The 24,945-nt window shown below is 38.0% G+C and carries 21 protein-coding genes and 1 pseudogene; 1 reads left to right on the top strand and 21 read right to left on the bottom strand.

Going from position 1 to position 24,945, the window contains the following annotated elements; translation table 11 throughout:
• Positions 1 to 42 precede the first annotated feature (42 nt).
• Positions 43 to 1,044, top strand: coding sequence for a DmpA family aminopeptidase (locus ACZ427_RS13580; RefSeq protein WP_461176527.1), 1,002 nt, complete (start codon positions 43 to 45; stop codon positions 1,042 to 1,044).
• A 277-nt stretch (positions 1,045 to 1,321) separates the two neighbouring features.
• Here the strand turns inward: ACZ427_RS13580 and ACZ427_RS13585 are convergent, their stop codons facing one another.
• The 21 genes and pseudogenes from ACZ427_RS13585 to ACZ427_RS13685 form a co-directional block, all read right to left on the bottom strand.
• Positions 1,322 to 2,230 carry an RluA family pseudouridine synthase gene (locus tag ACZ427_RS13585; protein WP_461176528.1) on the bottom strand — a complete coding sequence of 303 codons (909 nt, stop codon included), beginning with the start codon at positions 2,228 to 2,230 and terminating at the stop codon, positions 1,322 to 1,324.
• A 61-nt stretch (positions 2,231 to 2,291) separates the two neighbouring features.
• Positions 2,292 to 2,522: an excisionase family DNA-binding protein gene (locus ACZ427_RS13590; protein WP_461176529.1), complete on the bottom strand. Its 231-nt coding sequence runs from the start codon at positions 2,520 to 2,522 to the stop codon at positions 2,292 to 2,294.
• Between the two features lie 116 nt (positions 2,523 to 2,638).
• Positions 2,639 to 2,923: a GNAT family N-acetyltransferase gene (locus ACZ427_RS13595; protein ID WP_461176530.1), complete on the bottom strand. Its 285-nt coding sequence runs from the start codon at positions 2,921 to 2,923 to the stop codon at positions 2,639 to 2,641.
• Between the two features lie 191 nt (positions 2,924 to 3,114).
• Positions 3,115 to 3,333, bottom strand: a complete 219-nt coding sequence (locus tag ACZ427_RS13600) for a DUF2187 family protein (RefSeq protein WP_461176531.1) — start codon at positions 3,331 to 3,333, stop codon at positions 3,115 to 3,117.
• A 409-nt stretch (positions 3,334 to 3,742) separates the two neighbouring features.
• Complete coding sequence (locus ACZ427_RS13605) at positions 3,743 to 4,651, bottom strand: alpha/beta hydrolase fold domain-containing protein (protein WP_461176532.1); 909 nt, start codon at positions 4,649 to 4,651, stop codon at positions 3,743 to 3,745.
• A 43-nt stretch (positions 4,652 to 4,694) separates the two neighbouring features.
• Positions 4,695 to 5,570, bottom strand: coding sequence for a sensor histidine kinase (locus ACZ427_RS13610; protein ID WP_464883446.1), 876 nt, complete (start codon positions 5,568 to 5,570; stop codon positions 4,695 to 4,697).
• A gap of 51 nt (positions 5,571 to 5,621) precedes the next feature.
• Entirely contained in the window at positions 5,622 to 6,389 is a 768-nt protein-coding gene (locus ACZ427_RS13615) for an ABC transporter permease (protein ID WP_461176534.1), read from the bottom strand.
• Complete coding sequence (locus ACZ427_RS13620; RefSeq protein ID WP_461176535.1) at positions 6,382 to 7,305, bottom strand: ABC transporter ATP-binding protein; 924 nt, start codon at positions 7,303 to 7,305, stop codon at positions 6,382 to 6,384. The genes ACZ427_RS13615 and ACZ427_RS13620 overlap by 8 nt, the downstream gene beginning before the upstream one ends.
• 266 nt (positions 7,306 to 7,571) lie before the next feature.
• A complete protein-coding gene (locus tag ACZ427_RS13625) occupies positions 7,572 to 8,264 on the bottom strand; it encodes a response regulator transcription factor (protein WP_461176536.1) in 693 nt (230 codons plus the stop codon).
• A gap of 44 nt (positions 8,265 to 8,308) precedes the next feature.
• Positions 8,309 to 8,887, bottom strand: coding sequence for a hypothetical protein (locus ACZ427_RS13630; protein ID WP_461176537.1), 579 nt, complete (start codon positions 8,885 to 8,887; stop codon positions 8,309 to 8,311).
• A gap of 362 nt (positions 8,888 to 9,249) precedes the next feature.
• Positions 9,250 to 10,122, bottom strand: coding sequence for an AraC family transcriptional regulator (locus ACZ427_RS13635; RefSeq protein WP_461176538.1), 873 nt, complete (start codon positions 10,120 to 10,122; stop codon positions 9,250 to 9,252).
• 427 nt (positions 10,123 to 10,549) lie between these two features.
• On the bottom strand, positions 10,550 to 11,932 hold the full coding sequence (gene rlmD, locus ACZ427_RS13640; RefSeq protein ID WP_461176539.1) for a 23S rRNA (uracil(1939)-C(5))-methyltransferase RlmD: 1,383 nt from the start codon (positions 11,930 to 11,932) through the stop codon (positions 10,550 to 10,552).
• 97 nt (positions 11,933 to 12,029) lie between these two features.
• A complete protein-coding gene (locus tag ACZ427_RS13645) occupies positions 12,030 to 12,941 on the bottom strand; it encodes a diacylglycerol kinase (protein ID WP_461176540.1) in 912 nt (303 codons plus the stop codon).
• A gap of 154 nt (positions 12,942 to 13,095) precedes the next feature.
• Positions 13,096 to 14,529, bottom strand: a complete 1,434-nt coding sequence (gene gatB / locus ACZ427_RS13650) for an Asp-tRNA(Asn)/Glu-tRNA(Gln) amidotransferase subunit GatB (RefSeq protein ID WP_461176541.1) — start codon at positions 14,527 to 14,529, stop codon at positions 13,096 to 13,098.
• Positions 14,529 to 15,995: an Asp-tRNA(Asn)/Glu-tRNA(Gln) amidotransferase subunit GatA gene (gene gatA, locus ACZ427_RS13655; RefSeq protein WP_461176542.1), complete on the bottom strand. Its 1,467-nt coding sequence runs from the start codon at positions 15,993 to 15,995 to the stop codon at positions 14,529 to 14,531. The genes gatB and gatA overlap by 1 nt, the downstream gene beginning before the upstream one ends.
• 12 nt (positions 15,996 to 16,007) lie before the next feature.
• Positions 16,008 to 16,298 carry an Asp-tRNA(Asn)/Glu-tRNA(Gln) amidotransferase subunit GatC gene (gene gatC, locus ACZ427_RS13660; protein WP_461176543.1) on the bottom strand — a complete coding sequence of 97 codons (291 nt, stop codon included), beginning with the start codon at positions 16,296 to 16,298 and terminating at the stop codon, positions 16,008 to 16,010.
• Between the two features lie 168 nt (positions 16,299 to 16,466).
• Positions 16,467 to 17,987 (bottom strand): sodium/proline symporter PutP, encoded by a 1,521-nt coding sequence (gene putP / locus ACZ427_RS13665; RefSeq protein WP_461176544.1) that lies wholly within the window; start codon positions 17,985 to 17,987, stop codon positions 16,467 to 16,469.
• A 1,185-nt stretch (positions 17,988 to 19,172) separates the two neighbouring features.
• On the bottom strand, positions 19,173 to 20,702 hold the full coding sequence (locus tag ACZ427_RS13670) for a long-chain-fatty-acid--CoA ligase (protein WP_461176545.1): 1,530 nt from the start codon (positions 20,700 to 20,702) through the stop codon (positions 19,173 to 19,175).
• Between the two features lie 180 nt (positions 20,703 to 20,882).
• The gene (locus tag ACZ427_RS13675) at positions 20,883 to 22,175 is read right to left on the bottom strand and encodes a GntP family permease (protein WP_461176546.1); all 1,293 of its coding nucleotides are present in this window, start codon (positions 22,173 to 22,175) and stop codon (positions 20,883 to 20,885) included.
• Positions 22,176 to 22,310: 135 nt separating this feature from the next.
• Positions 22,311 to 22,637: pseudogene (locus ACZ427_RS13680) on the bottom strand (3-hydroxyacyl-CoA dehydrogenase family protein); the annotation flags it as partial.
• 687 nt (positions 22,638 to 23,324) lie between these two features.
• Entirely contained in the window at positions 23,325 to 24,893 is a 1,569-nt protein-coding gene (locus ACZ427_RS13685) for an acyl CoA:acetate/3-ketoacid CoA transferase (RefSeq protein ID WP_461176547.1), read from the bottom strand.
• Positions 24,894 to 24,945 lie beyond the last annotated feature (52 nt).

Consider the following 24,945-nt stretch of genomic DNA (forward strand, 5'->3'; position numbering starts at 1 on the left):
TACATATACTTCAATTAAATGCTAAAAAAGGAGAATCCTTCTATGCCATTACCAAAAGGAAAATTCAATTGCATTACGGATATCAAAGGTGTAAGAGTAGGACATGTCACTTTACATGAAAAGATTGATAGAGAAGACTCCATATGCACTGGTGTTACGGCAATCCTTCCCCATGGTGGAAATCTGTTTAAGAAAAAAGTACGCGCAGCAAGTGCGGTAATTAACGGATTTGGTAAATCAACTGGTATTATTCAGCTGGAGGAGCTTGGACTGCTTGAATCACCAATTATGCTGACAAATACATTTGGAGTGGGATCGGTTCTTCAGGGGACACTGCAATATATGCTTGAGGAAAATAAGGAAATTGGTGATACCACAGGTACCATTAATATTGTTGTTGGTGAGTGTAATGACGGTTATTTGAACTCGATTCGGCATCAGGCAATAAAGCCGAAACATGCGATGGAAGCCATTCATAATGCTACAGAAAGCCCTGTACAAGAAGGTGCTGTAGGTGCCGGAAAAGGGATGGTCTGCTTCGGTTACAAAGGCGGAATCGGTACAGCTTCCCGTAAAGTTATATCCGATAAGCAAACGTACACGGTCGGCTGCTTGGTCCTAAGTAATTTTGGCAAACGAGAACAAGCATTATTTGCCGATTGGAATAAAATCGAGCTGGAAACTCCTGATGGCTCCATCATGATGATTATCGCTACTGATGCTCCACTTTATGACCGGCAGTTAAAACGTCTGGCTAAACGTTGCGCAGCAGGACTTGGTCGTACAGGAAGCCATATTGACCACGGCAGCGGAGATATTGCCATTGCCTTTTCAACCGCAAGTACATCGGATCACAACTCAAATTATGCGGTAGAATCCATGTCCTTTCTTCGTGATGATCATCCATTGATGAATCAATTATTTCAAGCAGTTATCGAAACAACAGAAGATGCGGTCATACGATCACTTGAACAGGCTGAAAAAACAGAAGGTAGAAAAGGACGGGTAGTGCATAACGTTCGGATGCTCAAGGATGATTTATAGGATTCAGGTGATGGTCAATAATCCAAGGGCGATGTTTTAGCGGATTCGGGGGATGGTTAATAAGCCAAGGGCGATGTTTCATCAAATTCAGGTGATACGCCACTAATACGTGAGCAACGCCGAACTGACCCATCTGAACTCAACATGCACGTTCTTTGCTCATGAGGGGAGTTCTTACTTAAGATCTCGAGAAGGGAGTCCGCTACACTGGACGTGGCTCACATAATAATGGAATACTGGAAAAAATGAGTAACAGCCTTATTTTGCTATCACTTAACTATCTAGACTTATTAATGAAAGACTTTGGAACATCTGCCTTGAATAGTAATGATCGTCCAGTGGAAGGATGCTTAAATGCCAGGACCTTTGCATGAAGCCCCAGCCGGCCTATCGCCTTTTTCTTTGATCCATATTTTTTATCCCCAACAACCGGATAACCGAGATCCTGCATATGCACACGGATTTGATTCTTCCGGCCTGTTTCCAGCTGTACTTCTAATAGGGAGAATTCTTTATTGGATTGGATACATTTATAATGGGTAATCGCATGCAGCCCATCATTTTTGGCCGGGCTGGAATACATCAGATGCGTCTTGCTTTCCTTAAGCCAGGAAGAAATATAACCTTTCTCTTTTGTAACCTCGCCTTCTACAAGGGCAACATAGGTCCGTTCTTTTACCGTGTCTTTCCAATTGTTTTGCAGCATATGTTTTACCTTTTCGGTTTTTGCAAACATCATAACACCTGAAGTATCTTTATCCAAACGGTGCACGACAAAAACTCTGTTTGCCGGATTCTCCAGACGAACATATTCCATTAATTGATGGTGAGCGGTCTGGTTTTTCTCCTTTTGAGTTGCGATGGAAAGCAAGCCTGCCTCCTTATTAATTACGATAATGTCCTCATCCTCATATAAGATGGACATCCCAATTAATGCGTCTTCCTTTATAGCTGCTTTATTCTTTAATATCGAAACGGTTTGACCCGGATGCAACGGATAATTGTGTTTTGTTTCAATATGATCATCTACCGTAACCTGTCCACGGGTTAAAATGGATTTTACTGAGTTGCGGCTTCGTTGTGACATTGCCCGTAATAGAAATGGTAGTAGTTTTGTTTCTTCTTTCACTGTATATATTAACGAATTTGCTTGTTTATTTCTTGTATTGCCCTGCTTTTTTGCCATTGAATAAATCTCCTCTTCTGTCTTAATTAGCGTGTGATTAATTTAACCAATCGGCTTATATCTAATCTTCATCCTTCACATCAATATCCTCAGGTATTGGCTCATTGAGGTAATCCTGAATCATTTTACGGTATTTTTCAACTTGGTCAAGATGAGTATTGAATTGCTCCCTGTTAATAAGATAGTGCTCCCCGTCAAAGATAGCCCGCACGCGCCCTTGTAAGACGAAGGCTCTGATTTTCGATTCCTCGATGGATAAATATTCAGCCGTTTCTTCTATGGTGAGGTACATAAAGGTGGCTCCTTTCATACACAACTTAGCTAAACGCCCAAGTCCTTATTTTAAGTTTTCTGAAATACCGAAAAAATCAGGATATCTCCTTGGTGAGAAATCCTGATTTCGAAAGACTATTTTTGCTCTATCAGCACATCATGAAATTCTGGTGTCTTTTCCATTTTACTTTTAGCATATGGACATAAAGGCAAAACTTTCCTATCCTTTTCTCTTGCATGCACCACAACTTTTTCTACTAATTTCCCGGCAATCCCCTGGCCTCGAAGCTCGTCCGATACATAGGTGTGATCAATAATCAGCTTACCGCCGCCATTTTGTACAAATGTAATTTCTGCTAATGGGTCTTTGATATCATCCCCAACGTAGAATTTATTCTCACCCTTATTAATCGTAGTCATTGTAATGCCTCCATTTAAGCAATTTGAAACAAAACTTACCCAAACGAAGCCGTACCATTTTGATTATCATTTGAATAATATTTTGTATTGAGAATCTATTATACCTCTTTATTTAAATAAAATAAAGATACAATAGGCAAAGAAATGGTTTCTCATGACTTGTAAAAGCCAGCGTAGCGCATTTTTAATTTTTACTCTTCGCGTTTATAATTCTTATGATTAACAACGGTTTTAATTGGGTCCCCTGTCTCTGAGTCTGTTCCAATCCTGACAATCACCGTGTTCTCCCTTACAATTAAAACTTTTCCTTTCTTACCTTTTTGTTCACCCCTAATGATGTTAATCGTCTCTCCCTCAGCCGCATGATTTGTTTGGACTTCACCATTACCAAAAGTGTTTTCTTCTTCCATCTCGACTTCCTCCTTTACATATTTCCGCTTCTTGTTATCATAACCTTCACATCATATTTTATCAGATATAAACGTATAAAACCTTTCTCCTGCATACATGAATAAAAGATCACAGCATTCAAATTCTATCAGCTAATACTTATCGAATAAAAAAGTGATTTTCATCTTATTGTAACAGATATGACCATACATTAGAAAACCTGTTTTTTCACCAAGTCTTTATGAGGAAAAGCCAAAGCCATCAGTTATGCAGTAAGAAAGTATCATACTTTTGTATAAAACACCTGGTATTAGAACGGGAAAAATTATTCAGTATAACCCACCATCAACCAAGATTATATCTCATTATAGATGATGACTGCATGCTTTTAGCCGCCATATTAGTCTCTTAACTGCTCAAAAATAGTTATCATTTTCCCACACAGTCAATAATATTCACGATTTCCTTCGTCGCTTTTTTTGCCTCTGGAATCGGATATAGTGGAAAGACATGATTCATTTTTGGATATTCATAATAATTTATCATCACGCCTTGTGATTTCGCAATATCTCTAAACCTTCTTGCATCAGGGAAAAGTACTTCACGTGTCCCAATGAATAAATGAATGCTTCCTAATCCGTCTACTTTTCCATTTATAGGGCTCAGTAAATAATGGTTAGGATCGGTATCTCCTGCATATGCTTTTCCCATTTGAATCAAACCGTAGACCCCGAGCATTGGATCTTTTTTTTCCAATTCATAGGCAGCTTGATTTTTCATGGTTATATCAAGCCATGGTGATAGTAAAATAATGTGTGCTGGCTGCGGCAATTCCTTTTCCAGAATCAATTGGGCTAAAGCTAATGCGAAGCCCCCTCCAGCAGAGTCACCCATTAAAATAGTATTTTTCCCACCTGATGTGTGCAAAATCTTTTCATAGATTGGAAGCACTTTTTCAAATGATTCCTGGTACTGGTGATTCGGTGCTTTCGGGTAAATCGGAACGAATATCGTTGCATTGGTTTCTTTTGCAATCTTCCCGAGAAATTTCCAATGATAGGCCAGTGGTTGATTAACGTACGCCCCACCATGTAAATACAATATTTGTTTTTCAGAAGAGGCATTTCCTAAATTATAAACATAACAATCCATTCCATTTAATATCCGTTTTTTTAGATCAAATTTCTGGTGGATATGTTCAGGCAAGATATATGGCTTGTCATTTTCATTTCGTTTTTGTTCCATAAACGCTTCCAGTTGTTTCTCATTCACAAATTTCTCTTTAGAACCTCGTCGAAGGAGTAAGCGTTCGACAATTTTACTTTGAAGACTTCGCATTTTTTGCTCCCCCATTTTATTGTATTTACTTTTTAAAAAAACTCTAATTTTCGTGGGATTTCCACTCACATATAATCGACAACTGACCATTTTTAAGTGTAGCGGTAACTTCTCCATCCATCTTTATCATGAAACTTTTCACAATGGACAAGCCTAGCCCTGTACTTTTACCAGTTCGAGATTGATCTGCCACATAAAATCTATCGAAAAAGAGCGCTACATCCTTATCAGTTAATGTAAGTGCATCATTTTGAACGATTAGTCGAACAGCTGATTTCTCCTCCTCAAGACCTATGGCTATATTTCCGCTGGAATGCTTCATTGCATTGGAAATCAGATTTTCAATGACTCTCGTTACTGCAGATTTATCCGTCTTCATAAATACATCATTATTTGGCATGTTGATAATTGGTTCCATATTTTTTTCATTAAAACGGTCGAAAAAACGCATTAATACATCTATTGTTAAGTTCTTCAAATTAAATTTTTCTGGCTTCAGTTGATAATCAGCAGATTCAATAACAGACAGCTCAAAGAAATCATTTAATAATTTTTCAAGCCTTTTAGCTCGATTTTTTGCAATAGATATATATTCTTTTCTTTCATCTTCCGGAATTTCATTTGATTCAGCCATCTGCATATATCCTAAAATAGAAGTTAAGGGCGTTCTTAAATCATGGGATATATTTGCAACGGTCTGTTTTAGTTCATTTTCAAAACGGATTCTTTCTCTTTTTTCTTTTACGTGCAAATCTATAAGGTGATTGATTTCAATTCCTAAATGCTCAACATTCTGATCTAAAAGCGTCATATCTATTTTTTTGTTTGTCCTTTGATTATTATAGTTTTTCAGTTGCCCGCCTGTTTTTTTCACTTCTTTCTTTATAGAAATAAAGCGAATAAAAAAGTATACAGCCATTAATGATACGATTATTAATAGATATAGCACCTTTTCACCCGCTTTCAAAAGTTATTTCATTTCCTTTTTGTTAAAAACAAAAATTCCGCACAAAATTAAGATGATGAACGTTACCAAGGCAATTAAAATAGACTTCAATATTCCTCCATTTGTCATCGTAAACTGAAACACTTCACTAAATTGCTGAAAGATAGAATGCTCATACAAAATGCTTATAAATGGTGACGTAGGAAGTTTTTCAACTGCATACATTACAATGGTAAATAAAATAGATAAAATAATTGTTTTTCCACTATCTTCCGTAATAATGGCGATCAATAATATGATCACAGTATAGCCTAAAAATTGAAGTGTAAATAGTCCAAATGCTCTACCTAAATAAAGCATACTAGAAACAGTCAATATGTCTCCGTGTCCTAATAATATAACCTCTATGATAGCTGTCATTAATGGAATCAGTATCGTAACGATGATTGATCCAATTGTAAATACGAGGTACTTTGATATGAAAATATGGCTTCTTTTACTACCGCTTATTATTTGGTTTTTGATTACACCACTTTGCGAAAACTCATTAGAGATAAAAAAACCGGCTAACGTACTAACGATTAAGTTAAAAAATAAAGGTATTGTAAATGTAGATACGGCATTTAGTTCACTTAAACCAGCACTATCAAAAGCGGTACCACTCATTTGCCACCAATCAATGATCACTAAATAATGCAGCAATGCACTTAAGCCCGTGCTGATTAATAGTAACACCCAAAATGTCTTATTTCGTTGTAATTTAAACCATTCGGCTTTAATCTGATTACTCATGTTCCTCACCTCCGACAAGTTTTGAAAAATAACTTTCGAGGCTGTCGCCATTTTGTGCGAGATGTTCAATAACAAGACCATTTTCAGTTAAAGCCATTGAGACGTTTCGCACGTCATCCAGATGACTATAAAGTTTTATTGTACCATTCGGCATCACTTCATAGTCAGTAGTAGATAGAGTAGATTCCAGCACCGTGGCTCCCTTCGTTGGCTGATCGACTTTAATTTGCAAATGTTGTCTGCATTTTTCATCCAACTCTTTTGCAGATATTTCTTCCAGGAGTTTCCCTTTATGAATAATACCGTAACGGCTTGCCAGTAGATGTAGTTCGCTTAAGACGTGACTTGATATTAAAATCGTTAACCCTTTTTCCCGATTCAATTTTTTTATTAGTTCCCTAAGCCAGGCGATTCCCATTGGGTCCAATCCATTTGTTGGTTCATCAAGAATTAAGAATTCTGGATCACTCAATAGACTTATTGCAAGCCCTACCCGTTGCTTCATTCCAAGTGAAAAATCTTTTATCTTCTTCTTTCCCGTATCCTTAAGCCCGACAAGCTCCAATGTATTATTGATACAGTCTTTTCCTGGAATACCTTTTTGCAAACGATAAACTTCTAAATTTTCATATGCTGTCATATTCGGGAAAAGTGCAGGACTTTCAATAATGGCCCCTATTCTTTTCTGTGCATCTGTTAACTTATTTGGATGGTCATTTCCGAATAGCTCTATTGATCCATTTGATGGAAAGGCTAGTCCTGTAACAATACGTAACAATGTTGACTTTCCCGCTCCATTTTGACCAATGAAGCCATAAATTTCTCCCTTTTTGATGGATATATTAATACTTTTAAGGGCAAAATCATTTCTGTACTTTTTTGAAAGGTGATTGGTTCTTAAGATATATTCACTCATTGATGTATTACCTCCCTTATTTGCTAGAACAAAAGCGCAATCGCCTTGATCACCCTAAGGCATAGCTTAAGCAAGAACTCACAGTGGCGTTCTTGGCTCATGAGGGAGTTCTTGCTTAAGACCTCGAGGGGGTAGGCGATGGAGCTGGACGTGGCGTTTACTGATAAGGAATTGATATGCTGCCAACTATTTATAAATTCTTATCTTTTAATAATATGATGGAACATAAATCATAAGAAAGGCTTAAATCAATCCTTAAGAAAACCTTAAGTTTTAAGACGATAGCCCATTCCCCAGATGGTTTCGATATATTCTTCATTTGGATTTGCTTTGCCGAGTTTATTCCGTAAGTTGCTCATGTGAACATTTACAGTATTGTCGTCCCCGTGAAAAGGCTCATTCCATACACTTTCGAAAAGATTCGATTTGGAGAATACTTTTTTGGGGGAAGTCATAAGAAGAACGAGAATCGTGTATTCACGAACCGTCAATGAAAGCTCTAGACCATTCAGATACACGGTCTTCGCTTCTAAATCAATATGAATATCTTTATGCGTTAACACCTTTTGTTTTTGATTTTCATTGGTATGATTGTATCTCCGTAGTAGAGAATCAATACGAGCAGATACTTCTTCCACATCAAAAGGCTTCGAAATAAAGTCATCTGCACCTGATCGTAAACTATTTATTTTTGTCTGTTGTTTACTTTTTGCTGAAATAATAATAACTGGAACAGAACCTTTTTCTGTTATTTTTGCAAGTATTTCTTCTCCTGCCATACCTGGAAGCATTAAATCAAGTAAAACTAAGTCCCATTTCTGTTTTTCTAAATAAATCATTGCTTCTGTCCCAGAATAGGCAGGTTGCGGCTGATACTGGCTTTTTCTTATAATTTCACATAACAATTGGTTAATATCATTGTCATCTTCAACAATCAGAATATTAATCGTTTGATCCACTTTCATTTCCCCTTTAATGGTACGTATTATTGTAAAAAAGTGTATCACATTTCGGCTGGCATGAAATGAACAGGAACACGCTCTTTTTCCCCTGCACTGTTATTATGATAAGCCTTAAGATTCCCTTCATACACTAATTTAATTTTAGGTCCTTTCAGTAAGTCATTTGGTGCTATAAGTGATAGCGGCTTTTCAAAATCAATGATGTTACATTCCTTTAGTACGGATGCAACAAACTGTGAACAGAAGAATGCTCTTTTTCTTTTTATCGGCTTATGAAATATAAATCCGAATAACCCCAATAAATTATAGCGATATTTTTCCTTTTCTGCTTTTATTTCTTGTATATAATGTTTCATGTCTTTCATTTGTTCTTCAGTGACTTCAAAAGAATAGATGGCACATTCTGCTTGTTTAAACAAATTTGACTTCATATCTTCTTTTACGAAACCACCAAAAAAAGGGTTTCTAATAGATTTCCTGCCAAAGCTGTACACCTCTGATAAATCAGATTCAAAGGCAATAGACGCATGATTATATGTTTTTTTCGTATATAGCTTTATCAATTTTGTAAATAATGTACCTGTATTTGTTAATAGAAGATATCCCTTTTTTTCTGTCATGATCATTCTCCTCTAAGTTGTCAAAGAAACATTTCTATTACAATATACATATGAAAACATAAGAAGAACTTAATTGATTTCTTAAGAAAATATTAAGTTTTAAAAAATAGTTGTTTATTACAAGAAAAAGGAACTGAACCACTATTGTGTCCAGTATTGGGGATCGTACTTATACAAAAAGGAAATGACTCTTAGATAAAAGTCATTTCCTTTTTCAGATTCTATAAATACATAGTGTTCCGCCCGCTTCTTCTCCTGGTCCTCTTCTTCCTTCCAATATACCGAATTAGTTACAGTGGGAAAGGAAGAAGAAAGCTATGGGGAAACAAATAACACCATATCACCTCATGTTGATCTACTTGCTAAATTTCCCGTTTTTTCTTCACAGCGAACCAAATTTCACTATACACATTATTTCTGTCAGACAAATCTCCTGTAAATGAAATATTAGGAGCTTCTACTAATTCATAATCTGAAGAAGGAAGCCACTCAGAAGCTATTTTCGCCCAGGTCTCTTGCATGATTTTTGGAAATTCACCTTCAGATGAGAATATTGCCCAAGTTAGATCTGGGACTTCTACTACATCAAACTCATCAAAACCTGACTCTTTTGTAGTTAAAAAGCCAATCATATGATCGAGATTGCCTTTTTCCTCCATACATCTATCATCTAAATTATAGGATGCATTCACTACTTGATTTGGCTCCATGTTTGCATAGTTGTGCAGTTTTTTTCTTTGTTCAGGTGTGATGCTCTTAGCTAACTTTATAATTTCTTGATTTTCTCCTTCAAATTGAATAGGAACTCTTTTTTTCACACCGACAATCTTAAAGGCTTCTTTTTTCTCGATTCTATAATCCATATCAATTCCTCCTTGAACCGTTAATTGGAAGGAGAGCTTAGGAAATGCTTTAAGCATATTTTTCTTTTTGACCTCTGAAGGACTAATTCCCGACCATTCCCGAAAGGCACGTGAAAATCCATCAACTGATTCATAACCATATTTGAATGCTGCTTCTGTAACACTCATTCCTTCATGTAACAAGTCAAAAGTAGCGTTAGATAATTTCCTATTACGGACGTATTCTCCTAATGACATGCCAGAAAGAAAAGAAAACATTCTCCGAAAATGGTAAACAGAAGTTCCTGTAATTCGCTCCAATTCGTTATAATCGATCTCGTCATTCAAATGTGATTCAATATAATCTAACGCCTCGTTCATACTTTTAAGCACTACTTATTCCCTCCTACATGTATTAATTATAATAACGATCAAAAAACAATACCCGATGAAGAAGAAACGGTTATTGTCGGATTATAAGTTCTTGATAAATTTTTCTCTTATTTCATATTTACATATATTTGAGGAGAGAAAAGTCACTGAGAAAAGAAAATAGAAAAAATATATAATTGGGGCTAAGAAAAAAGTTGGTTTGCTATTGAAAAACACTGGGTACAATTGAAGCAACTATTGGATAGTTTACTGGATAAAACCAAGAACAGCAAGACTTTGGGCATGAAAAGAGTATTGAAAAGATATTGGTTTTGTATTGGAAAAACATGAAAAAATCCCGGGTTTCTGTTGAGAGAAACCCGAGAAATTATTGAATTTGTAATGGAAATATCAAATGTTTATTTTAATTAGCAAGAGTATTTTTTAGTTAAACAACTTTCCTCTCCAATCGACAAACACACTCCACATGCGCCGTTTGTGGGAACATATCCACCGGCTGCACTTCTTTGGCTTCATAACCGCCATCTTCCAGTACACGCAGGTCCCGTGCCAGTGTCGATGGATTACAGGATACATAAACAATCCGATCAGGCTCCATTTCAATCATAGCCTCCAGGAAGTCCACTTCACAGCCTTTACGTGGTGGGTCTACTACGATAACATCCGGGTTCAGCCCCTCTGCTTTCCACTGTGGCATGACTTTTTCCGCTTCCCCAACGACAAATTCTGCGTTTTTAATCCCATTCAGTTTGGCATTGTTTTTCGCATCACTGATTGCCTCAGGTACGACCTCAACACCATAAACTTTTTTGGCTTTCTGTGCTAAGAACAGTGAGATAGTACCAATTCCACAATAGGCGTCCACAACGATATCATCACTTTCAATGTTTGCATATTCCAGGGCCTTGTCGTACAACTTTTTCGTTTGCGGCGGGTTCACCTGATAGAATGATTTTGCAGAAATTGCGAAACGAATATCTCCGATTGTATCGTAAATATATTCCTCTCCCCAGATAACTTTCGTTTTGTTACCTAATATTACATTCGTACGTTTGTTATTGATATTATGCACGATTGATTTCACATGTGGGAAAGTCTCAGTCAGTTCTCGAATTAGCTCATGTTGATATGGTAATTTTTCTGTACGTGTTATCAGCACAATCATCGTTTCATCGGTTTCTCTTCCAGTACGTACCATGATATGACGGAGGACTCCGCGATCCTTCTTTTCATCATATGCTTTGATCCCCAGCTGATTCGCTATCCTGCGAACGGCATGCAATGAACGGTCATTCAATTCATCCTGGATTACACAGGTTTCCATATCGTCAATAATTTCATGACTCCGCTTCCTGTAAAAACCTGTAATTAATTCGCCATCCCTTTCACCGACCGGGATTTGCACTTTATTGCGATAACGCCACGGGTCTTCCATTCCTATCGTTGGATGGACAGGGACATGGTCGAGATGGGCGATTTTTTGCATGACGTTTTTCACCTGGTTATATTTCATATCAAGCTGCATATGATAACTCATATGCTGAAGCTGACAGCCCCCACATTGGTAATATACATTGCAGGGAGGTTCTACCCGGTCGTCACTCTGCTTTTTAACGTCTAATAACTTTCCGAATCCGAAATTCTTTTTTACTTTGACGACCTTTACTTGCGCTTCTTCACCAGGCAATCCGTATGGCACAAATAATGGGTAGCCATCGACTTTGCCAACACCATTTCCTTCATGAGTAAGATCCTCAAATGTCAGAGTAATTGTTTCATTCTTTTTTACTGGAGCTGTATGTTTAGCCATATTTATCTTCCTTTACGTTCTGGTATATTGCTTATCATCTTATCATACCTTTTACCATAAAATCATTTCTAACCAATGAAAAGGAAGACTACTCTATTTAGTAATCTTCCTTCTTAATAAATTCATCCGGTACGAAAAACTCGATGTGCTGCTTCAGGTTGGTAAATTCCCCAGGCAGCAGCCCGCCGTATTCTCCGTCAATATTCAATTGCATTTTTTCATCCGTGGTTACTTTTATATGTTTTGCATGGACATATATGATATTTTCACTTTCCAAATGGGCGCCCCTGAGTGCTAGTGAGGCGATTCGGATAAATTCAGCCAAATTTATTTTCCGTAAAATAAGCAAATCAAAATAGCCATCATCTATTTTCGCATCTGGTGCAAGCTTTTCAAATCCGGCAACTGAATTTGTATTTGATAATAAAAATAGCATGATGTCTTCATCCACAATATTTCCATCATATTCTATTTTTGCACGTATCGGTTTTAAGGAAGGGAGCATTTCAACCCCTTTCATATAATAAGCCATCTGACCGAGTATGGTTTTTAATTTGCTTGGAACCTCATAGGTGAGTTCGGTCAATTTACCGCCACCTGCTATATTCATAAAATATTGGTCATTATTCACCCTGCCGATATCAAGCAACATCGATTGATCAGCTAAAATGATATCAACTGCCTTCTTGATATCCCTTGGAATATGTAAGGCTCTGGCAAAGTCATTGGTTGTTCCCATCGGAATGATACCAAGCTTCGGACGAGGCTCCAGTTCTGCTATACCGTTTATTACCTCATTAATCGTCCCGTCTCCCCCGGCTGCGATAACCAGGTCATATTCTCTATCTACAGCTACTCTTGCAGCCTCTGTCGCATCACCTTCACAAGTAGTGGCATGTGCGGATGTTTCATATCCAGCCACCTCAAAACGCTCCAGGACCGTTGGCAATACCTTTTTAAACGCCTCTCGCCCAGACGTTGGATTATATATGATTCGGGCTTTCTTCATTACTTTCCCTCCCCATTCTTCCATGATACAGGGCAATGTTCTTTAATTTTTCCGTAAAATTTACATCCAACCAATATCATAGACCTTTTATCATTATTTGAAAAGGGAAATGGTTTAGACTACCGCCACGTAAAGCAGCGATAGTCTCTCTTCCTTATCTATTATCCAATTCTTCTTTTAAAATCTTATTCACCATCGGAGGATTTGCCTGTCCTTTGGTTGCTTTCATTACTTGTCCGACAAGGTAACCCATTGCTTTTCCTTTTCCATTCTTATAATCCGTAATGGATTGCTCGTTCTCATCAAGCACGGTTGAAATGATTTCTTTCAGTTGACCTTCATCAGAAATTTGAACAAGTCCTTTTTCCTTCACGATTTTTTCCGGGTCCCCACCATTTTCTACTAATTCCGCAAAAACCTTTTTAGCGATTTTAGATGAAATGGTTCCATCTTCAATCAGCTGAATCATTTTTGCTAGTGCTGCTGGAGTGATTGCTAAATCATCAAGTTCTTTTTGGTGCTTGTTCATATATGCAGAAACTTCACCCATTAACCAGTTGGATACCTGCTTGATATCTGCACCGTTATTGGTTGCCTCCTCGAAAAAGTCAGCCATCTCTTTGGAGTTGGTAAGAACTGCTGCATCATATTCGGGTAGTCCCACTTCTTCGATATAGCGTTTTTTCCGGGCGTCCGGCAACTCCGGAATTTCTGCACGGACCCGCTCTTTCCAAGCTTCATCTATATACAATGGCACAAGATCCGGTTCCGGGAAGTAACGGTAATCATCCGATCCTTCTTTGATACGCATTAGAATGGTTTCTTTCGTTTTTTCATCATACCGGCGTGTTTCCTGAAGAATCTCTCCACCCGATAACAATACTTTCTCTTGTCGCTTTTCTTCAAATTCCAATCCCTTTTGAACGAAACTGAAAGAATTCAGGTTTTTCAATTCTGCTTTCGTACCAAATTCCTCCTGTCCAATTGGACGCAGAGAAATATTGGCGTCACAACGGAGAGAACCCTCTTCCATTTTCACATCAGAAACACCTGTATACTGGATAATATTTTTCAGTTTTTCCAAATATGCATAGGCTTCCTCAGGTGAGCGAATATCAGGCTCTGATACGATTTCGATTAACGGAGTTCCCTGACGGTTAAAATCCACCAATGAATAACCATCATCTCCATGTGTCAGCTTCCCTGCATCTTCTTCCATATGCAGGCGTGTAATTCCAATACGTTTTTTCTTGCCGTTTACTTCAATTTCAATCCAGCCATTTTCCGCTATTGGTTTATCAAACTGGGAAATTTGATATGCCTTCGGGTTATCCGGATAGAAATAGTTTTTACGGTCAAATTTTGTATCTGTCGCGATTTCACAATTCAGGGCCATACCTGCCTTCATTGCAAAATTAACTGCTTCTTCATTCAATACAGGAAGCACACCAGGGTACGCTAAGTCAATCGGGTTTACATTTGTGTTAGGTTCTGTACCAAACGCATTGACACTGGGACTGAAAATTTTTGAATTTGTTTTTAATTCAACATGTACTTCCAAGCCAATAATTGTTTCAAAGTTGCTCATTATTTTGCACCCCCTAATTGAGGTCGTTTTGTATGATGATCTGTTGCCTTCTCATAAGCGTGTGCAGCACGGAAAACCATATTCTCATCAAAATGCTTCCCAATAATCTGCAGACCGATTGGCAATCCATTTTCAGAAAACCCGCATGGTACGGAAATCCCCGGTACACCTGCTAGGTTTACTGGAATTGTTAAAATGTCATTGGCATACATTGTCAATGGATCATCAATTTTCTCACCGACTTTAAATGCAGGTGTCGGTGCTGTTGGTCCAATAACGACATCATAGTCTTCAAATATTTTATCAAAATCATTTTTTATCAATGTACGTACTTTTTGCGCCTTTTTATAATAGGCATCGTAATAGCCGGAGCTTAGGGCAAATGTTCCAAGCATGATACGGCGTTTTACCTCTTCTCCAAAACCTTCACTGCGGGATTTCTTAAACATATCCATCATGTTGTTTGCATTCTCTGACCGTACACCATAACGTACGCCGTCAAAACGGGCAAGGTTAGCAGATGCTTCAGATGAAGAAATAAGGTAATAGGCGGAAACAGCATATTTAGAATGCGGCAAAGAAACTTCTTCCCAGGTAGCACCCAGTGATTCATATACTTTCAATGCATTCATGACAGATTCTTTCACTTCTGGTGTAACACCTTCTGCCAGGTATTCTTTCGGCACAGCAATCTTCAGTCCTTCTACATTACCTGTTAAGGCTTCTGTATAGTTAGGCACTTCCACATCAGCACTTGTTGCATCCATTTTGTCATGTCCTGCGATAACCTCCAGCACACGGGCATTATCTTCAACATTACGTGTGATTGGTCCAATTTGATCCAGTGAGGAAGCAAAAGCGACCAAGCCAAAACGTGATACACGTCCATATGTAGGCTTCAATCCCACAACTCCGCAAAACGCTGCAGGCTGGCGAATAGAGCCACCTGTATCAGATCCCAATGCAAATAACACTTCTCCTGCTGCTACTGATGCTGCAGAACCGCCGCTGGATCCACCAGGAACATAATCGGTATTCCATGGGTTACGGGTTGGTGTGAAACTGGAATTTTCATTGGAAGAACCCATAGCAAATTCGTCCATGTTTATTTTTCCAATGGTGACTGTTTTTTCGTTATTGAGCTTGTCAACTACAGTTGCATTGTATAATGGATTATTAAAGTTTTTCAGAAATTGACTGCCGCATGTTGTACGCAGTCCTTCTGTAACGATGTTATCTTTAATTCCGGCTGGCATTCCGAAAAGGCTCCGTGATTTATCTTTGGACTCGTCCAATTCTTTTGCTTTTGCGCGTGCCTTTTCTTCATCCAATGTCAGAAATGCCTGGACTTCCCCATCCACTTCTTTAATACGTTCATAGGATGTATTCACAAGGTCGCTGACGGTTATTTCCTCATTATGTAGTTTTTCTTCCAATTCTGTTATCTTGTAATCAAATAATGACATAAACCTATCCTCCTACTCCAAAATCGATGGTACTCTGAAATGACCGGACTCTTTATCAGGAGCATTTTTCAAAGCATCCTCTTGTGTAATTGTTTTCTTAGGCTCATCTTTACGCATCACATTTTTCAAATCAAGCACATGAGTTGTCGGCTCAACGCCATCTGTATCCAATTCGTTTAATTGTTCTGCGTATGTAATAATTGAACTTAATTGATCTGTAAACATTTCCGCCTCTTCTTCGGTAATCTCAAGTCTTGCCAAGTTCGCGACATGTTTTACCTGATCTTTTGATATATCTGCCATTCTTTCAACCTCCAAACGATTTCACTTTATCTATTGTTATAATTGAATCTATATTAAACGATTATACCACTTCTTGATAATAGCAGAATTAGCCGTGTATAAGCAACTAATCAAAAAATAAAAAATCCGCTTCCTCCATTCCAGAAGAAGCGGATCTATAAGGTTTTGTTATTCCTTCACTTTTTGAGCTGTGGTATTGAATTCTGCTTCAATTTCCTGTGAAGGTTTACCAAGCAGACTGACTAAGACAGTAATAATCATATTGAACAGGAATCCTGGAAGTAATTCATATAAATCAAAAATTCCGCCTTCCAGCATACCTCCCCATATAATAACAGTCAATGCACCAACAATAATCCCCGCAAGTGCACCATTTCTGGTGATTCTCCGCCAGAATAGGGACAGTAAAATAATTGGACCGAATGCTGCGCCAAAACCTGCCCATGCATAGCTGACCAGTTCAAGCACCGTGCTATCCGGATTCATTGCGATAATCACTGCAATTAGGGCAATCCCCACTGTAGCAATCCGTCCAACCCACACCAGTTCTTTTGAAGAGGCTTTTTTACGAAAAATTGCTTTATAAAAGTCCTCCGCTACAGCTGAAGAGGATACAAGCAGTTGGGAATCGATGGTACTCATAATTGCTGACAGAATTGCCGCAAGCAATATCCCTGAAATCACTGGATGAAATAAAAGTTGGGAAAAAGCAATAAATATGGTTTCCGAATTGCCCAGCATCTGAATGCCGTCTTCCGTAACCACCTCTATCCCAAAATCATTCAGCAGTGAAACATCCTGTGTACTTATGAAGGCCAGTCCGACGAATCCGGTAAAGATAGCGCCATATAATCCTAGTACCATCCATGCTGTACCAATGAACTTTGCTTTGGGAACATCTTTTGGAGACCGTAATGCCATAAATCTTACAATAATATGTGGTTGGCCAAAATAGCCCAACCCCCAGGCCAACGAAGAAATAATAGCCAGAATTCCTACACCCTGAACCATATTAAGGTGGTCTGGATTAATTTCTCCGACTGCTTGTACAGCCTGATTCCAGCCCCCCATCTCAGATAGCGCAACAATCGGTACTGCAATTAAGGCAAAAAACATTAATATTCCTTGGAAAAAGTCTGTCCATGCCACTGCCAGGAATCCGCCCAGCAACGTGTAAGAAACAACTACAATCGCTCCTATCCAGAGTGCTGTCTGATAAGATAATCCAAATGAAGCCTCAAACAGTGTTGCACCGGCAACCATGCCCGAAGAAGTATAGAAGGTGAAAAATAATAAAATAACCAGTGCGGAAATGACACGAAGAACATGCGACTTGTCTTTAAACCGGTTTTCCAGAAAGTCCGGGACTGTAATGGAATCATCAGAAACCTCCGTATAAACACGCAGGCGTTTTGCAACGAATTGCCAGTTGAGATATGCGCCAATGGCCAAACCAATCGCCATCCATGCTTCTGACATCCCCGATGCATAAATGGCACCAGGCAATCCAAGGAGGAGCCAACCACTCATATCCGAAGCACCAGCACTTAATGCTGCCACACCAGGGCCTAAATTCCGTCCGCCTAATACATAATCTGATAAGTTATTCGTTCGATAATACATCATAATACCGATTACTAGCATTCCAATTAAATAAAAAGCAAACGTTATCAATGTTGTAGCATCCATGAATTATTTCCTCCTTTCCGTAAATAATGTGATAAATGATAAAAGAAGCACGATAGGCATTGGAACAAAAAGCCAAAACCATGTCGCTCCTTTAATAGCGTATTCGTATTCCATATAACAAACTCCCTTCCGAATCTTCTCAGAATTACGAATTGTTTTTTCTTAAAAAGCACATGTATTATAATTTCACAATCCACGCTATTTTTCAACCTTACATAGGTGACCTTCCTTCAGACTTGCTTCATAAATCACCGATTCAAATGTGGTATTTGGTCACGGTTGTTTATTTCAATTTATTTATCGTGATATACTTCATTACATTTCTTATTATGCAGCTATATTCCTTTTTCTATTGCGTATCTCTTTATTTCTTACAAATCTTCACCGGATAACTTTTTTTAAAAACCTGGCTTATCGTAAGAAAAACTTCTATACTTTTGTATGAAAGCAACTGTTATTAGAACGGAAAAAATTATTCAATATAACCACCATGAATCAAGATTATACTTTATTCAGATTAGCTCTTTACGTAAAATTAATGTCGCAGTTGATATAAAAGACGAAGTAACTTGAAATGAAGGCTGATGCTTTACCCGCTACGGAAATACACTACGCTTTCCGCGGGCTCGCGCTGAGCCTCCTCGCTCGCAAAGAACGCTCGCTGTGGGGTCTCAGGCGTCTTCGCTTTCCCGCTGGAGTCTTCGTGTATTTCCTTCGCTGGATTGGGATTGTGCACTGCAACTTATCGCATTTATTGTTTGATTTAAGTCACGTAATAGTTATGCACTTTTAAGATAGTTGATTGAAGCGGAGGACCGTTGACTCCAGCAGGAACAGCACGTGTCTGAAGACCCCGCAGAGTGGGTTTCTCGAGGAGACTGAAGCCGTGCCCGCGGAAAGCAACGGTCCGCAGCGGAAATCAACATAGCAGTTACTTCGTCTTTTATATCTATTGTGTCAAAAGCAACAGATCTTTTGATGGGACGAGTAATCGCAATCCCAAATCATTTCGGGGGGCGAGTACGAAGTCCCAAATCTTTTAGAAAAATTCTTCTGGTTAAAATTAGCTGTTTTATCATAGATGGTAGCGGCATGCTCTTAGCCGCCATGTTGTTTCTTACAACGAAAAAAGCCTAAATAGCTTCCATACGCTATTCAGGCAAATCCATCATAATCGTCCTCATATTAAACCTTTATTGATTTTTTTATGATCTTTCCACTCGGGGTCTTTGGTAACTCATCTAAAAAATTTATTTTTACAGGTATTTTGTATTTCGCCAGTTTTCCTTCACAAAAATGAATGACTTCTTCTTCCAGCACTGGCTGATTATATACAACTACGTACGCAATAACAGATTCCCCTGATTCTGGATGCGGTTCGCCAAGTACAACTACTTCAGAAATAGATGGATGTGTATAAAGAACTTCCTCTACCTCTTTTGGATATACATTATATCCACCGACGATGATAATATCTTTTTCACGATCAACAATATAGAAATAACCATCCTCATCCAGCCGAGCAATATCTCCTGTATGAAGCCAGCCTTCTTCGATTGACACAGCTGTTTCTTCTGGCATTTTATAGTAGCCCTTCATGACACTCGTTCCACGTATCATTAGTTCACCTTTTATTCCCGGCTCAACTTCCTTTCCATTTTTATTGACTACTTTCATTTCTGTTTGTCCAACACGTTTACCAATAGACCCTGGTTTTCTTAAATTAATAGGGTTATAAGCAACTGCAGCCGCTTCGGATAAACCATATCCCTCGATGATCCTGACACCAAATGTTTTCTCAAATTTATTAAGCATTGTGTTTGGAAGGGAGGCCCCACTTGAAATACATAAACGAATAGAAGCAAAGCTATCAATCAAATCATTGTCTTTATCAGCCGTATTGTACAAATAATTATACATTGTTGGAACACCAGGGAAAATGGTCGCTTTATAAGTTTTAGCAATGCGAAATACTTCACTGGGTGAAAACTTTGGAAGAATTAATAACGTAGCCCCTTTTAATAACGGACCACATAACGCTGCTCCGATACAAAATGCATGAACCATTGGTAATGTAACAATAACGCGATCCTGATAATCAAACGTTAAATGTTTCGCATTATTGAATGCATTGGCATATACATTTTCAAAAGTTAACATTACTCCTTTTGGGCGCCCAGTCGTTCCAGATGTATATAACATTATTGCTGTATCATCTTTATTCCAGGGTACACGTTCATACCTAGAACCATCAGCTTCCATTATCCTGCTAAAAAATTGGATCTTCGCTGCCAGAACACTTTCGTTATATGAGGGTTCATCTTCTGACTCAACGATTATATAATGTTCAACTCGCTGCAATTCACCTGATTTTCCCACAAAATCTTTTAGCAGCGAATCTGTTGAAACAATTCCTTTTACTTCAGCATTATCCAAAATGTATCTCATTTCTTCATTCGTATACAGTGGATTAATTGGAATGACCACAACACCAATTCGTAGAGCACCATATAAAGCAATAACAAAATATGGGCTATTCCACATGATTAGCGCAAGATGATCTCCTTTTTTATAGCCTAATTGTTGTAAATTGGAAGCAAATCGACTAATTTGCGCTTCCAGTTCACGATAGCTTGTCTTTTCATCCTGAAAAATGTATGCAGTTTTATTCGGCTGATCAGCGGCAGTTATGGAAAATTGCTCTGATATATTCATAATGAACCACCTTTGAAATGTTTTTTAGAAAACTTGATCTTTCGTCAAGCCTTTGTGGCAAAAGGCACTAGCTTACACTTATGCAGTAAGAAATTTTATACTTTACTGTTAAAAAATAAGAGTCAGTGAAAGAAATATTGGCTGACTCTTCTAAGTTACTGATTTATATATTTTTTCACTTTACGAGAAAATTAAGCCTGTCAGGAATATCGATAAAGCACCAATTAAAGGTAAAATTACCGATGTTACAAATGCGTGCTTATAGCCTTTTGCATATGCAACCCCACTCAAAGTAAACATAACTACAATGACGGAATTCCATGGTAATGAATCAAATCCAATAGCAGTTGTAGCCATCAATCTATGAATTAACTCTGGATCAAATCCCCATGATAGGAACTCTTGTCCAAATAGATCCGTGATCATCGTCAGACTTCCAGATGAAGAACCTGTCATTGCTGATATAGAGGAGGTAATAGCCATAATTTTTAACATTCCATTAATTTGTAAGTCCATTAACCAATCCCTGGCAACATCAAAGAAAGGTACCGCTTCTACTACACGGGCAACACCAACAATAACGGAAACATAAATTAAAGGTAAAATACCATTTTCAACACCTTGACTTGCTGTCTGTCCAATATCAGTTAGTGATTTCCAAAATAACACAATAGCTAGTATGCTGGCTAGTATTAGTCCAAAAACAATGTCCATTTTAAATACATTAATTAAAACCAGTGCTGCAATAATTGGAAGAACAGAAAGGAATGCATTTGGTGCTGTTTTCGCCAACTGTTCTTCATCAATATCAACTGAACTAATATTATTGAACTCCTGAATATCGAAATCCCTTTCAGCATTTTTTAAAAGAAGTTTCACAAAAATGGTAGCACCAACAAGATAAACTACTGTCGCTATAAGCCCATATCCCGCTCCAGCCATTAGAGTCGTCCCTAAGTACTCTGTAGGAATAATATTTAAAACCTGCAAAGACCCTGGTAACATACCAACAGGTGGGATTGTTCCAATTAATGCGATTGCAGGAAAATATGACCATGGTATACGTAATTTTTGAAATAAGTTCTTCCCAATTGGAAGAATAAAGAATATAATAACAAAAATACTTACACCACCATACAACAACAACATGGTGATTAATGTTAAAGCAGCTAATGCCCACTTTTCTCCAGCTTTGGTAGCAATAGTATCAGCGAGCCTCCAACCTGCACCACTATCTTCTAAAACTTTCCCAAACATTGCACCTATACAGAAAAGCAATAAATATTGACTTGCAAAACTAGTAAATCCTGACATATAAGGTCCGGTCCAAGTTTCAGCAATTCCAAGTCCCCCAAATACTGCAATAATAGCACTTACACCTAAAGTTACGATTAATAAATTTATTTTTTTCCATGCCCCAAGCATGAGAATGATAAACCCCAATAGGACACCGATACCACTCAATGTTGCCATTTTAACTCCCCCAATCCTTTTTATACATGGATAAATTGATTTATTGGTAGATAGATAGGAAAACATAAAACTTTCCTACCTACATAAGTGTATCTTTTGTTTTTGTCATAAAGGCTTGGTCGATAGCCAATTTCTCTAATATTCGTAGAACTTAGATTCTGCTTTTTTTCCAAACTTTCCAGATCTCATCATATTTTTTAATAAAAGTGGTGGTACCCATCGGTTTTCCACAAATTCCTTTTAGAAATATTCCATAACGTGATAACCAATATCTACTACCAGCACAGTCTTGAAGTTCAAATGAACCTAGTGGATGATTAAACCGTAACGCATTGCTTTATCTATATCTTCTTTTGATGCAATACCTTCTTCCAGAACTTTAATCACTTCAATAAATTGCGGAATCATGATGCGGTTCACAATAAATCCAGGGGTATCTTTTTTGACCTCTACTACCTCTTTTTTTTAATACTTCTGATACAGTCTTTCATTTATTTACCGTTTCATCACTCATTTCTAATCCAAATAGAATGAAAGCGCTTTGTTTTTTATTCAAAAAAATTCATACTAATTGTTCGAAACATTATGCTTTAAAATTATAAAACTTATGCATTAAGAAAATTTTATATACTTTTGTATGAAAACAGCTGTTATTAGAACAGGAAAAACTATTCAGTATACCCACCATCAACCAAGATTATATCTTTTTTTGGTAGATTTTTTTGGTAAATTTTATTGCTCTTTAGCGCCGCAATTGATATAAAAGAAGACGTAACTTGAAATGAGATCGATGCTTTTACCCGCTGCGGAAATACACTACGCTAATATGTGCATCGCGACTTTACCAAATCACTTATGTGATGGTTGATTGGAGCTGCAAACCGTTGGCTCCTGCTCAGAATACGTGTCTGAAGACCCCGCAGAGTGGATTAAAGAACATAGGCTAGGAACGCTCCGTCCCGGGACTGCGTCGTCCCAATCTTTTAAGAGAACAACCCTCTGGTTAAATTAGCTGTTTTCATTACAGATGATGGCGGCATGTTCTTAGCCTCCATGTTGATTTCTTAACTGCGAACAAAATATACCTGACTTTTAAACGAACAAGTTGGTAGTTGGAAATCGGCCAATGACCAATTTCCAATCATTCAATTATCTTTTTGATTCTATAATTTCGCGGAGTCCTCCCCATTCTTCCGCAAAAATAGAAGAATCCATCTCTTTTAGATCATCAGCAATCACAGGTCTGAAATCCATCCATTCTAAGACATCTTTCTCAAGATCTACACCTGGCGCGATTTCAATTAATCGAAGCTTCCCGTCCAAGATATCAAAGACGGCTCGTTCCGTAACAAATAATACCGGCAAATCATTATCAGAGGCAAATTTACCGCTAAACGTAATTTGTTGAACCTCTTCTACGATTTTTTTCGCTTTCCCTTGTTCCGTAATTACTAATTTATGGTCATTTGCTTCTGCTTTTCCACCTACCGTAAAGGTTCCCATAAACACAACTTTTTTAGATGATTGACTAATGTTTATGAATCCACCCGGGCCTGTTACTTTTGATCCGAACTGGCTCACATTAACATTACCATGTTTATCAAATTGTGCTGCACCTAAGAACGCGCCATCTAATCCACCACCATCATAGAAGTCAAACATGGAATCATGTGGAAGGATAGCACCTGCATTATATGCTGCACCAAAATCCAATCCTGAAGCTGGAACCCCACCGAATAAACCTAACTCAAGTGTTAATGTTATTTCATTTGCAACACCCTCTTCCGATGCTACATTGGAAACTCCTGCAGGCATTCCGATCCCTAAGTTAACAATCGATTTTGGCTCTAACTCCATCGCAGCACGTCTGGCAATAATCTTTCTGGCATTTAAAGGAAGACGGGGAATCCCATTCATTGGTACCCTTATCTCTCCGGTAAACGCCGGATTGTACTCTGTCCCCATTGTCTGATAATGGTAATCAGGGTTTTCATTCACAACAATATAGTCTACTAACGCACCTGGAACTTGAACATCCCTCGGGTTTAGTGATCCAGCCTCTGCGATATTTTTGACCTGAACAATAACAATGCCACCGTTATTTTTCGCAGCATTCGCTAAAGGAAATTGCTCAAATTGCACAGATTCATCTTCTGTTGTAATATTCCCCTCTGTATCAGCAGTAGTACCGCGAAGTAATGTCACTTGAATTGGAAGAGTTGGGTAATGTAAATACTCCTCCCCATCAAGTTCAATAAGTTTTATCAGCTCTTCTGTAGTCTTGTCATTAACTTTTGCACCTTGAAGACGAGGATCTACATATGTATTAAGCCCTACTTTTGACATCACGCCAGGTTTTTTACTAGCAGTTGCACGATACATATGGGTCATGACACCCTGTGGAAGTAAATAAGCTTCAACCGTTCCATCTGCAGCAAATTTCGCCATCTTAGGAGAAGTACCAGTATGACCTGAGATTAAACGTTTTGTTAAACCTTCATATGCAAGGTGATCAGAACCCCTCCCTTCTGTCCCATTTCCAATCCCGCAAGAATGAGCAAAGGTAATATTTTTTGGGTGACCCTCTTCCTGAAATCTATTTTCGATCGCTACCAAAATTTCTTCTGGTAGACCACCTAATCCATTTGTTGTCGATGCAACAAAATCATTGTCTTTAATTAGATTTGCAGCCTCAGCCGGAGTAATAATTTCAGCCATTTTAATTCTCCTTTTCATGAATCTCCTGTATCGTAAAAGTTATACATGATGT

The organism is Virgibacillus ainsalahensis (assembly GCF_055380755.1).